Origin of the sequence: Rhodococcus sp. NPDC060176 (assembly GCF_042728675.1) — a bacterium.
In the GTDB taxonomy this organism is placed as follows: domain Bacteria; phylum Actinomycetota; class Actinomycetes; order Mycobacteriales; family Mycobacteriaceae; genus Rhodococcus_F.
In genome coordinates this window covers 169,607-180,770 of the sequence record NZ_JBHWYS010000006.1, presented here as the reverse complement: position 1 = coordinate 180,770, position 11,164 = coordinate 169,607, and the positions used below count along the sequence as shown (strand labels likewise).

General features: G+C 63.0%; 12 protein-coding genes. 4 read left to right on the top strand and 8 right to left on the bottom strand.

The annotated features are described in order from the left end of the window. Position 1: 1 nt before the first annotated feature. The 3 genes from ACFWEM_RS25325 to ACFWEM_RS25315 all read left to right on the top strand — a co-directional run bounded on the left by ACFWEM_RS25325 (position 2) and on the right by ACFWEM_RS25315 (position 2,580). Positions 2 to 757, top strand: a complete 756-nt coding sequence (locus tag ACFWEM_RS25325; protein ID WP_378538144.1) for a sirohydrochlorin chelatase — start codon at positions 2 to 4, stop codon at positions 755 to 757. 94 nt (positions 758 to 851) lie between these two features. After that, positions 852 to 1,628 (top strand): DUF998 domain-containing protein, encoded by a 777-nt coding sequence (locus tag ACFWEM_RS25320; protein WP_378538141.1) that lies wholly within the window; start codon positions 852 to 854, stop codon positions 1,626 to 1,628. A 55-nt stretch (positions 1,629 to 1,683) separates the two neighbouring features. Further along, positions 1,684 to 2,580, top strand: coding sequence for a universal stress protein (locus ACFWEM_RS25315; protein ID WP_378538139.1), 897 nt, complete (start codon positions 1,684 to 1,686; stop codon positions 2,578 to 2,580). Positions 2,581 to 2,717: 137 nt separating this feature from the next. Here ACFWEM_RS25315 and ACFWEM_RS25310 read toward each other — a convergent pair whose 3' ends face one another. From ACFWEM_RS25310 to ACFWEM_RS25285, 6 genes are all read right to left on the bottom strand, one after another. Beyond that, positions 2,718 to 3,767, bottom strand: a complete 1,050-nt coding sequence (locus ACFWEM_RS25310) for a sulfate/molybdate ABC transporter ATP-binding protein (protein ID WP_378538136.1) — start codon at positions 3,765 to 3,767, stop codon at positions 2,718 to 2,720. Then, positions 3,764 to 4,570 (bottom strand): sulfate ABC transporter permease subunit CysW, encoded by an 807-nt coding sequence (cysW, locus tag ACFWEM_RS25305; RefSeq protein ID WP_378538134.1) that lies wholly within the window; start codon positions 4,568 to 4,570, stop codon positions 3,764 to 3,766. Before cysW ends, ACFWEM_RS25310 begins: the two co-directional genes overlap by 4 nt. Next, on the bottom strand, positions 4,567 to 5,415 hold the full coding sequence (gene cysT, locus ACFWEM_RS25300) for a sulfate ABC transporter permease subunit CysT (RefSeq protein WP_378538127.1): 849 nt from the start codon (positions 5,413 to 5,415) through the stop codon (positions 4,567 to 4,569). Before cysT ends, cysW begins: the two co-directional genes overlap by 4 nt. A 7-nt stretch (positions 5,416 to 5,422) precedes the next feature. Continuing rightward, positions 5,423 to 6,454: a sulfate ABC transporter substrate-binding protein gene (locus tag ACFWEM_RS25295; protein WP_003944569.1), complete on the bottom strand. Its 1,032-nt coding sequence runs from the start codon at positions 6,452 to 6,454 to the stop codon at positions 5,423 to 5,425. Positions 6,455 to 6,653: 199 nt separating this feature from the next. Beyond that, positions 6,654 to 6,743 carry an Ms4533A family Cys-rich leader peptide gene (locus tag ACFWEM_RS25290; RefSeq protein ID WP_309599318.1) on the bottom strand — a complete coding sequence of 30 codons (90 nt, stop codon included), beginning with the start codon at positions 6,741 to 6,743 and terminating at the stop codon, positions 6,654 to 6,656. Positions 6,744 to 6,866: 123 nt separating this feature from the next. After that, entirely contained in the window at positions 6,867 to 7,073 is a 207-nt protein-coding gene (locus tag ACFWEM_RS25285) for a hypothetical protein (RefSeq protein WP_019749040.1), read from the bottom strand. 82 nt (positions 7,074 to 7,155) lie between these two features. On the opposite strand from ACFWEM_RS25285, the gene ACFWEM_RS25280 reads away from it, so the two are divergent. Next, on the top strand, positions 7,156 to 9,114 hold the full coding sequence (locus ACFWEM_RS25280; RefSeq protein ID WP_063316226.1) for a glycoside hydrolase family 15 protein: 1,959 nt from the start codon (positions 7,156 to 7,158) through the stop codon (positions 9,112 to 9,114). A gap of 57 nt (positions 9,115 to 9,171) precedes the next feature. Here ACFWEM_RS25280 and ACFWEM_RS25275 read toward each other — a convergent pair whose 3' ends face one another. After that, positions 9,172 to 10,152 carry an ABC transporter substrate-binding protein gene (locus ACFWEM_RS25275; protein WP_378538546.1) on the bottom strand — a complete coding sequence of 327 codons (981 nt, stop codon included), beginning with the start codon at positions 10,150 to 10,152 and terminating at the stop codon, positions 9,172 to 9,174. A 79-nt stretch (positions 10,153 to 10,231) separates the two neighbouring features. Next, positions 10,232 to 11,161: an NAD(P)H-dependent flavin oxidoreductase gene (locus ACFWEM_RS25270; RefSeq protein WP_378538124.1), complete on the bottom strand. Its 930-nt coding sequence runs from the start codon at positions 11,159 to 11,161 to the stop codon at positions 10,232 to 10,234. Positions 11,162 to 11,164: the final 3 nt, after the last annotated feature.

The window sequence follows — 11,164 nt, the reverse complement described above, 5'->3', positions numbered from 1 at the left end:
GATGGTTCCGCTCATTGCTGTTGCGCACGGCAGCCGTGATCCCCGTTCTGCTCGGGTGATCGCGGCTGCTGTGGCAGATCTTCGTGAAGCCCGGCCAGACCTCGATGTCCGGCTGGCGTTTCTCGACCTCAATGCACCGTCCGTCGATCAGGTCCTGGACGGAGTTGCACACGACGGCCACACTCACGCCGTTGTTGTTCCGATGCTGCTGGGCAAGGCCTTCCATGCTCGGGTAGATCTGCCCGGGCTCTTGGCCGCTGCCGCGACACGCCACCCCCAGCTGACCGTGTTCCAAGCAGACGTACTGGGTCGTGATGCTCGGTTGATCGAAGCAGTGCGCGAGCGAATTCTCGAAGCGGGTGCCCGGCGGGACGATCCGTCGGTCGGTGTCGCACTTGCGGCAGTCGGCTCGTCCGACGCGCGCGCCAATGCCGCGACCGCAGAATTGGCGTCCACTCTCCTCGGCGGAACCAACTGGTCGGGCGTTCGAATCTGTTTCGCGACATCCGCGGAACCGACAGTTGCCCAGGCGATCTCCGCACTCGAGCAGGACGGCGCCGAACGTGTTGTCATCGCACCGTGGTTCTTGGCTCCCGGCCTACTGACCGATCGACTGAGCGCTGCCGCCGCGACGGCATGTCCGAGTGCACGTTTCACCGACACGATCGGTGGGCATTCTCTACTGATCGAAACGATGATCGACCGTTACCGACAAGTCGCTGATGCACTACCCGACCGTCTGGTCCGCTCCGCCTGATCCGGTTTCACAGGCCGTTATCAGATTGTTACCGTAGTGTTGGATCTGTCCAGCTCGCGAAGGTTCCTCCTTCGCCTGCGAAACAGATCTTTGGGTGCAATCCCCTCAGAGCGCCGCGAGAGGGAACACCATCACTCACAATCTTCGCCTCGGCACAGCCGGCATCGCATGGGTCCTGTCGGTGCTCTACCTGCTTGTCGAAATCTTCACGGCCGGCGCCTGGAAGACGCCGTACAGCTTCGCGCGCGACTCCATCAGTTCGCTCGGTGTGACGACATGCAGTGTGGATTCGTGTTCGCCGATGCACGATGTCATGAACGCTGCGTTCATGATCCTCGGTGCGCTCACCATCCTCGGTGCGGCCTTGCTGCACAAGTACATTCCGGACGGTCGTGCGAAGAAGTGGATTCTCGGACTTGCCGTCGTCGTTGCACTGAGCACCGCAGCCACCGGCCTGTTCCCGGCCAACGACGGGACCTTCGTTCACTGGACTGCCGTGCTCCCCGGCTTCGTCGCCCGGCACGCAGTTCTCGTACTCATGGCCATATCTTTCTGGCAGCATCGTAGGTGGATCGCAGTGTGGTCGGGACTGTGCGCGGCCACCGGAATCGTCGGCGCCGTACTGCTTCTCGGACGAACCCTCACCTTCGGCCTGGGTGAACGCCTGACGCTGTACCCGCTGCCCATGTGGATGGCGGTCACCGGCGTCGCAGCCCTGCTCGCATTGATGCGCCGAACCGTGTTGAAGAACGTTGAACTGACACTGCCCGGTAACGGATTCATCACCGCTCTGTTGTCGTTGCGCCCGCGCCGATCTCGCGCAGCAGTGCCCACCGACGTTCTCGCACCACGGGAGCTGACCAGTTTGTAGCGAACCGGGGGTGAGCAGGGACACACTGGTAAGGAGGCGACGCGAGGAGACTTCCATGACCAGTGCACCTGTTCGACACGGAATCGTGGCCGGTATCGACGGCTCGGCAAGCGCGGTCAACGCCGCGAGGTGGGCAGCATCGGCTGCAAAGAGATTCGACGAACCACTTCGCCTGACCCACGTGCTGCCAGGACAACCCGAGTCCGGTGGAGGTACCAACGTCACCGACGAAGAGATGTTCGACCACCACCTTCGCGTCGAGGGTGCAAAATTACTCGACGAGGCCGAGGACGCCATCCGTGATGATCACACCGACGTCACCATCGAACGCGGCCTCGTGACTGGTACTCCCGCAACCACACTCGTCGAACTCTCGAAGTCGGCGCGCATCGTTGCACTGGGTCAGGCCGGCACCAGCGAAATGCAGTCCGTGTTTCTCGGATCCGACACCATTCGGGTGGTCAACCGTGCGCACTGTCCCGTGGCCGTATTCCGAGGAACGGGTGATCACGCGATGGCCGACACCAGGCCCATCGTCGTCGGCGTCGACGGGAGCAAGCTCAGCGAACTCGCCGTCGCGCATGCTTTCGAGTTTGCCGCGTTCCTCGGCGCACCTTTGGTGGCGGTCCACACGTGGAACGAGCACGCCTCGCTCGGCGGCTATTCCGAAGCCAGGCGCTTCGTCGACTGGGGTCCGTACGAACAGCATGAGCATGCACTGTTGTCCGAGTGCCTTGCCGGTTGGACCGAGAAGTACCCCGACGTCGAAGTCACCCGAAGCGTCCAACGAAGCGGACCGATGAAGGCGCTGCTCGAGCATTCAGCGGAGGCGCAGCTTGTAGTCGTCGGTAGCCACGGACGCAGTCCGTTCATGGCGTCGATAGTCGGTTCGACCAGTCAGAGCCTGATCCACCACGCCCAGTGCCCGGTCCTCGTTTGCCGCGAGGGCTGAACCTGTCTCGCTGTTGCCCCACCCGATTTTTTTCTGAGCGAACGGCACTTTCGGCGCCTTCAGTAGACCGAAAGTGCCGTTCGCTCAAACAGGGGTGGGGGTGCAACAGGGCAGACAGCGCAAGCAGGGCGAGCAGGTCAAACCTGGCCGACGACGCTCACCGTGACCGGCTCCTGCACCGGCGTCGACACCGGGGTCTCCGGCAGATCCGGAGCCCGAGTTGCCCGGGCGTACACCGTCTCCCCTGCCTCGAGGTGCAGCGCTGCACTGTCACCGCGGGTGACCTGAGCCGAGAACAGCTCACCGGTTGCCTCGTTGCGCAGGTCGACCCGAACCTCGAAGCCGAGGTACACGACGCGCTCGACGGTTGCGCGTGTGACGCCGAGGGACTCGGCCGTTCCGGACTCCTGAGCGAGAGCCATGCTCGGATCGCGGCCGAGGCGGATGTCGTGCGGACGAACCAGCTGCCCGTTGAGCTTCGCGACGGACCCGAGGAAGGACATCACGAAGTCGTTGGACGGGCGGTCGTACAGGTCGGCAGGTTCACCGATCTGCTCGATTCGCCCCTTGTTCAGCACTGCGATCCGGTCGGCGACGTCGAGCGCCTCTTCCTGGTCGTGGGTGACCAGGACGGTGGTGACGTGCACTTCGTCGTGCAGGCGACGCAACCACGTGCGCAGGTCGGCACGGACCTTCGCGTCGAGCGCACCGAAGGGCTCGTCGAGCAGGAGAACCTGCGGGTCGACAGCCAGAGCGCGCGCCAACGCCATGCGCTGACGCTGACCACCGGACAGCTGCGCCGGGTACCGATGTTGAAAGCCGTCGAGGCCGACGATCCCCAGTAGTTCGTTGACCTTCTTCTCGATCTCCGGCTTCGGGCGCTTGCGGATCTTGAGCCCGAACGCCACGTTGTCCCGCACCGTCATGTGCTTGAACGCGGCGTAGTGCTGGAACACGAAACCGATGTCACGCTTCTGCGGCGAGATGCCGGTGACGTCCTTGCCTGCGATGGTGATGGTTCCCGAATCGAGTTCTTCGAGCCCGGCGATCGAACGCAGCAAAGTCGACTTTCCCGAGCCACTGGGCCCCAGCAATGCCGTCAACGAACCCGAAGGAATGTCGACCGTCACGTCGTCGAGTGCCGCGAAATCACCGTAGTTCTTGCGGGCCCCGGTCACTGTGATCATGTGGTGCTCCTCTTACGGTCCAGCAGCGTCATCAGCAACAGGACAATGATGGCGATGCCCATCAGCAGCGTTGCCGCCGAATACGCACCAAAGGTGTTGTGGTCGTCGATGTATCGCGAATGCACCAGCAACGTCAGCGTCTGGGATACCCCCGGGAAACCGGAAGAGACCATAATGACTGCGCCGAATTCACCGAGCGAACGCGCCACCGTCAACACGATTCCGTACGTCAGACCCCAACGGATCGCGGGCAGTGTGATCCGCCAGAACGTCTGCCAACCCGAAGCACCGAGCGTCGCGGCAGCTTGTTCCTGCTCGTCGCCGATCTCGTGCAGGACGGGTTCGACCTCCCGGACGACAAAGGGAAGCGTCACGAAAATGGTCGCGATCACCATGCCGGGCAAGCCGAAGATGACCTTGAACCCCAACGATTCGATCCCGCCGAACCAGCCGTTGGCGCCCCAGAGAAGGATCAAGGACACACCGACGACGACGGGCGAAACCGCGAACGGCAGGTCGACTACCGACTGCAGAACTCCACGGCCCGGGAACCGCCCACGGACTAACGCGAGTGCGGTGACGACACCGAACACAACATTGATCGGGACCACGATCGCCACGATGATCAGCGACAAATTCAGCGCGGAGACGGCTGCAGGCGTCGTGATCGATTCGAAGAACGGACCGATTCCGTTCTCGAACGTTCGTGTCAGGATCACGCCGATCGGCACGACCAACAACACGAACAGGTAGACGAGCGCGACGGTCCGAAGACCGATCTTCGATCCTCTGGACACGTTCATCGGGAACTCTCCTCACGTCGCTGTCCGCGCGAAGCGAAGATTCGCAAGACGAACAGCGTCACGAATGCGATGACCAGCAGCACGACCGAGACGGCAGCGGCGTTGGTCGGACGATCGATCTCGATCTGCTGCTGAATGTACTGCGACGTCATCTGTGTCACTCGTGGGATGTTGCCGCCGATCAGGACGACCGAACCGTACTCGCCGATCGCTCGGGCGAACGCCAGTCCCGCACCCGAGATGACGGCGGGCGCCAACGTCGGAAGAACGACGGAGCGAAAGATCGTCCAGTTGGACGCGCCCAACGATGCAGCGGCTTCCTCGACCTCACGGTCGACCTCCATCAGCACCGGCTGCACAGAGCGAACGACGAACGGCAAGGTGACGAAAGCCAGCGCCACGATCAGACCAGGCTGAGTTGCGTTGAGGTGGATGTCGATCGGCGACTGCGGGCCGTAGAGGGACAACAGCACGATCGACGCCACGATTGTCGGCAACGCGAACGGCAGGTCGATCATCGAGTTGACGATGCGCTTGCCCGGGAAGTCGTCCCGGACCAGCACCCACGCGATGATCGTGCCCATCACGACGTTGATCAGTGCCACGATCACCGAGACGAGCAATGTCACGCGCAGTGACGCCAAGGCAACTGGTGCGGTGACAGCGTCCCAGAATCCCGCGATCCCCTCGTCGAACGCGGTGGCGGTCAACGCGGCGAGCGGAAGCAGAACGATCACGGAGAGCCACAGGGTGGCCACTCCGATTCCGAGCGGCCCCACACTCCCCGTGACCCGCGCGAGTTTTCGCCGACGAGCCACGGGGGTGGGGTCAATAGTGTCAGTCACGTCAGTCTTACTTGGTTGCGTTGTCGTAGATCACTGCGATCGAACCGGTGTCCTTGGTGAACAGTGCACTGTCCACGGCCTTCCAGCCGCCGAGGTCTGCAATGGTCCACAGCTTGGTCGGCTCGGGGAACTTGTCGGTGAACTTGGCAGCGACGGCGGGATCGACGGGACGGAATCCTGCTTCGGCCCAGAGCGTCTGGCCCTCGGTCGTGTAGAGGTAGTCCTTGAACGCGGTCGCCTTGTCGAGGACCTTGCTGTTCGAGATCACGGCAACCGGGTTCTCGATCTTGAAGGTCGTGGGCGGGGTGACGTGCTCGACCGGGTCGCCGTTGCCCTCGATGAACAGAGCCTCGTTCTCGTAGCTGATCAGAACGTCGCCGCTGCCCTGAAGGAAGGCTTCCGAAGCCTCGCGTCCCGACTTGGGCTGGATCTTGACGTGATCATTGACCAAGGCGGTGACGTAGTCGAGGCCCGCTTGCGGGTTCTTGCCACCGTCGCTCTTTGCGGCGTAGGGCGCCAAGAGGTTCCACTTGGCCGAGCCTGAACTGAACGGGTTCGGCGTGACGACCTCGAGGCCGGGCTGCAGCAGGTCGTCCCAGTCCTTGATGCCCTTCGGATTGCCCGGACGGGTCACGATGGTGACCACCGATCCGAACGGAATTCCGTTGTAGGCGTCCTGGTTCCAGTTCTGATCGACCAGACCGGCATCGACCAGGCGGGTGATGTCAGGCTCGACGGAGAAGTTGACGAAGTCGGCTTCGGCACCGTCCTTCACCTTGCGCGACTGGTCGCCCGAGGCGCCGTACGAAGGATTGAAGTTGACGTTCTTGCCCTCGTCGGTCGCCTGGAAGGCTGCGGTGAGCTTGTCGAAGCCGGGCTTCGGCACGGCGTAGGCGAACAGGTTGATCGTGCCGGCGCTACCGTCGCTGGCAGCGCTGTCACCACCCACGGTGTCGCTCGAGCCACCACTGCACGCTGTGAGTACCACGGCCCCCATGGTCGCGATAGCGGTGAGAAGTGTGCGGGAACGGCGTTTCATTGCAGATACCTTCCTGAAAGGACTGACAAGAGAGTGGTTGACTAAATCACAAAAGTCCGAGACCTCTGGGGCTGAATCCATCGGGACGTTCAGACATGGAGAGCCGACGGGCCAAGAGCCCTGAATCGGGGGCGCGAGTGACGCGCAGTGAAGTTCGAACGGGGTGCGCAGCACCACCGGAGAGGTCGAACTCAGAAAATCAACAACAGGCGACGTCAGCGACGTCGAGCATGCCGACAGCAATCAACGCCAACTGGTGGCGGATTACGGGAGCTGTTGCTTCGGACACGCGGTGGACTTTAGCAGAGCACCGGCGCCCGCTCTAATCGGGAGAACTAACGGGTGAGAAGCCACGCGACGATCACGAGGAGAATCAGGGCTATCAGGGCGAGAGTGACCCGTGAGCGGGGCATCAGCTTTCCTCTACTTCTCGAGAATTCCTACGCAACCAGCCGAAGAGCGGCAGAGCGAGTACGGCAGCCAAAGCGCGATCCAGACCGACGGCCACCAGGCGGCACAGCGGAACGACGACGATCAGGACTAACGCGACCTGCGGGATGAACGGGAGCCCCGCCATCCACAGCTCGAAGCTGTCCCACCAGTCCGCAATCCGATCCACGTCAACACCCTATCCTTCCACCGAAACGGTCCCGACAGCGTGTGGATTGGACGTGTGTCGATTCTGGCCGGATGATGTCCGAATGAGTGCTGACGACGAAGTGGTGCAGACGATTCCTCCCGCCTCCACGGGTCACCATCGAAGCAACTTTCCCCCGATCGACGACTACGCGTTTCTTTCCGATTGCGAAACCTCGTGCCTGATTGCCCGTAACGGATCTGTCGAGTGGATGTGCGTTCCCCGCCCCGACTCCCCCAGCGTGTTCGGTGCCATCCTCGACCGCAGCGCAGGCCATTTCCGTATCGGCCCTTACGGCCAGAACGTACCCGCAGCCAGACGCTATCTGCCGGGCGGACTCATCCTCGAGACAACATGGCAGACGGAGACCGGCTGGCTCGTCGTTCGCGACGCACTGGTTCTCGGTCCGTGGCACAACGTCGACAAACGATCGAACACGCACAAGCGCACACCGACCGACTGGGATGCCGAACACACGCTTCTCCGTACGGTTAAATGCGTCAGCGGCACCGTCGAACTCGAGATGAGCTGCGAGCCCGCGTTCGATTATCACCGCGGCACCGCCAATTGGGAGTACACCGGCAAGGTCTACGAGGAAGCGACGGCAACGTGTCGCTCCGCCAAGCCCGGAGACCACCCCACTCTCCGCTTGACCACCGATCTCCGATTGGGTCTGGAAGGTCGCGAGGCCCGGGCCCGGACGCGACTGGTCGAAGGCGACAACGTCTACGTCGCGCTCTCGTGGTCGGATCTTCCCGCGCCGCAGACGTTCGACGAGGCCGCCGACAAGATGTGGCAGACGTCCAAGTCGTGGCGCGAGTGGGTGACCATCGGAAAGTTCCCCGATCATCCGTGGCGCGGATACCTGCAGCGCAGCGCGCTCACACTCAAGGGCCTCACCTACGCACCGACCGGAGCCCTTCTCGCGGCTTCCACGACGTCGCTACCGGAAACACCAGGCGGAGAACGTAACTGGGACTACCGCTACGCATGGGTTCGCGATTCCACCTTCGCATTGTGGGGCCTCTACACGCTCGGGTTGGACCGTGAAGCCAACGACTTCTTCAACTTCATCTACGACGTGTCGAGTTCGGACAACGGTCAGCCGCACCCCTTGCAGGTGATGTACGGCATCGGCGGCGAGCGGACGCTCGAGGAATCCGAACTGAACCACCTCTCCGGATACGATGGCGCCCGTCCGGTGCGTATCGGCAACGGCGCGTTCGATCAACAGCAGCACGACATCTGGGGCACCATGCTCGACTCGGTGTACCTCCACATCCGTACCCGCGAGCGTGTGCCTGAAGCGTTGTGGCCGCTGCTCAAGAAGCAGGTCGAGGAAGCGATCAAGCATTGGCGCCAACCCGACCGCGGGATCTGGGAGGTGCGCGGTGAACCGCAGCACTTCACGTCGTCGAAGATCATGTGTTGGGTCGCTCTCGACCGCGGCGCCAAGCTTGCAGAGATGCAGGGCGAGAAGAGCTTTGCGCAGCAATGGACGGCAATCGCCGACGACATCAAGGCCGACATCCTCGCGCACGGTGTCGACTCGCGGGGAGTTCTGACACAGCGCTACGGGCACGATTCACTCGACGCGTCTCTGCTGCTGGCTCCGCTGCTGCGCTTCCTGCCTGCCGACGATCCGCGTATCCGCGCGACAGTGCTGGCGATCGCCGACGAGCTCACCGAAGAAGGTCTGGTCCTGCGCTATCGCGTCGACACCACCGACGACGGATTGAGCGGCGAGGAAGGCACGTTCACCATCTGTTCCTTCTGGCTGGTGTCCGCCCTCGTCGAGATCGGCGAACTGGATCGCGCAAAGCATCTCTGCGAGCGCCTGCTCGGGTTCGCGAGCCCGCTCAAGCTGTACGCGGAGGAGATCGACGCGCACACCGGTCGCCATTTGGGTAACTTCCCGCAGGCATTCACGCACCTGGCGCTGATCAACGCCGTGGTCCACGTGATCCGAGCCGAGGAAGCTGCCGAAGCCGGAGCATTCCAGCCCGCGCACAACGCAACCTAGACCCCCTGCTGTGCGCCTTTATTAACCGCCCGCGGTTAATAAAGGCGCACAGCAGATCTAGCCGGCCACCGCTTCGAGTTGCGGCGTGATCGATTCGAGCGAGTACTTCAGCGACAGCGACGACGGAGTGTTCAGGCCGGCAACAGTCGGATAGTCGACGATGGCCAATCCGCCACCCTTCACTGCAGGCAGGTCGGCAAATCCCGGCAGCTTCATCATGTCGTCCAGCGACCCGCCGTTGGGCAGCAGCACCACGACGTCGGCACTGAGAGCGTCGACCCGTTCCGGGCTGAGTATCAGCCGACCACCGGTCACACCGGCCTCGTCGACCAGCTTGGTCGGCAACGACATTCCCAGGCGCGTGAACAGTCCCGAAGCACCGTCCTTGGGATCAGCGACGATCACCAACTGAGACGTCGGGAAGACGTACTGCGACAGAAGTGCCGTCTTTCCCTTCAGCCCCGGCAGTCGCTGGGCGAGCGCATCGATCTGCCCGTTCGTGGACTCGACGATCTCGTCGGCCCGAGACTCCTTGTCGAGGACTCGACCGAGAATCTCGACTTGGTCCTGCCACGGATCGACCTGGACGTCGGACAGACCGGCAATGGTCGGTGCGATCTTGCTCAACTGGTCAAAATCGTCCTGATCGGCGACGGAGAACCCACCGAGAATCAGATCGGGATCCAAGGCCGCAATTTCTTCGACTTTGAGCGGGACACCGAACTGCTGGATCGCGGAGCGATCGAGTTCCTTCGCCGACGCGTCGACGCCGCTCTCCCACGGGAACAGGCCACGCTCGTCACCCATCGGGCCGGCAGCCAGGTACCCCACCGGTTGGATTCCGAGTTCGAGCAGGGCGTCGAGCCACTGGGTGTCGGCCGCGACGATGCGCGTCGGCGTGCCGGTGATCGTGGTGGCGCCGAACTTGTGGTCGACCGTGGTGACCCGACCGTCCGCGATCTCGTCGGCGTCCGAAGACGAACAACCACTGATACCGACGACCAGTGCTCCCAAAAGAGCCACCGCCGAGAACTTCATCGCACGCACGAGATACTCCTCCACTAGTTAGTAGAGGCTTACCTTCTCATATGGGACGCGTCTGTGTCCGACCTTGCTTTCAGGCGAAACGAGCGAGCAGACGCTCCGATTCGGCTCCGATGCGTCGAACCACGTCGCCGGCCGGATGGGTTCCGTGCACGAGACCCACCGCTTCTCCGGCGTAGACGACGCCGCTGTGCGGATCCGACGGGTCGTACGCCTGAGCCAACGTTTCCTCGTCGGCGTCGACTCCATGCCAGGCGGCGGTGAACTCGTTGGCCACCGCGCGACCACCCCACCGCTGCGGCCACGGCTGACTTCGGGCACGGTCGAAAACTGAGGTGTAGATCGTGTCGGTGCTTCCGGCTTCGACGACGCGGTCGCGGGCGTAGTCCGGTCCGACTGTCTCCGGGCTGGCAAGCAGCGCCGTGCCGATCATCACGCCTTCGCCGCCGGCTGCCAGGACTGCAGCCAAGCCGCGCCCGGTTCCGATTCCACCTGCTGCCAGAACTGGAAGCGTCGTGGCTTCCAGGATCTCCTGCAGCAGCGGCAGAGTTCCGATTCGGCCGGTGTGCCCGCCTGCCTCACCGCCTTGTGCGATCACGCCGTCGACACCTGCGGCCTCGACAATGCGAAGGTCTTCGAGCGTATTGATCTGTGACACAACAGGAATACCGGCGTCGTGGATGCGTCCGACGTACGCTGCGGGATCCCCGAACGACAAGGTGATCATGGTCGGTGCGACGGCAATCGCGGCGTCGACCATCAGCTCGTTCTCGGGCAGCGACCACGTCATCAGGCCGACGCCGAATTTTCCGCCGATCGACCGGGCAACCTCGGCTTCGGCCTCGATCCACTCCGGTGTGTTGTACCGGGCTGCGCCCAGTAGACCCAAACCACCGGCAGCCGAGACGGCTCCGGCGAGCGCACCGCCGGCGCGGCCACCCATGGGTGCCCCGAGAACGGGGATTTCGATTCCGAACTCTCGGGACAACCAGGTGGTGACCATGCG

Excerpts from the sequence above, each read along its gene's own strand:
- ACFWEM_RS25310 (WP_378538136.1), bottom strand. The coding sequence starts at position 3,767 with ATGATCACAGTGACCGGGGCCCGCAAGAACTACGGTGATTTCGCGGCA.
- ACFWEM_RS25295 (WP_003944569.1), bottom strand. The coding sequence starts at position 6,454 with ATGAAACGCCGTTCCCGCACACTTCTCACCGCTATCGCGACCATGGGG.
- ACFWEM_RS25315 (WP_378538139.1), top strand. The coding sequence starts at position 1,684 with ATGACCAGTGCACCTGTTCGACACGGAATCGTGGCCGGTATCGACGGC.
- ACFWEM_RS25280 (WP_063316226.1), top strand. The coding sequence starts at position 7,156 with ATGAGTGCTGACGACGAAGTGGTGCAGACGATTCCTCCCGCCTCCACG.
- ACFWEM_RS25275 (WP_378538546.1), bottom strand. The coding sequence starts at position 10,152 with ATGAAGTTCTCGGCGGTGGCTCTTTTGGGAGCACTGGTCGTCGGTATC.
- ACFWEM_RS25270 (WP_378538124.1), bottom strand. The coding sequence starts at position 11,161 with ATGGTCACCACCTGGTTGTCCCGAGAGTTCGGAATCGAAATCCCCGTT.
- cysW (WP_378538134.1), bottom strand. The coding sequence starts at position 4,570 with ATGAACGTGTCCAGAGGATCGAAGATCGGTCTTCGGACCGTCGCGCTC.
- ACFWEM_RS25325 (WP_378538144.1), top strand. The coding sequence starts at position 2 with ATGGTTCCGCTCATTGCTGTTGCGCACGGCAGCCGTGATCCCCGTTCT.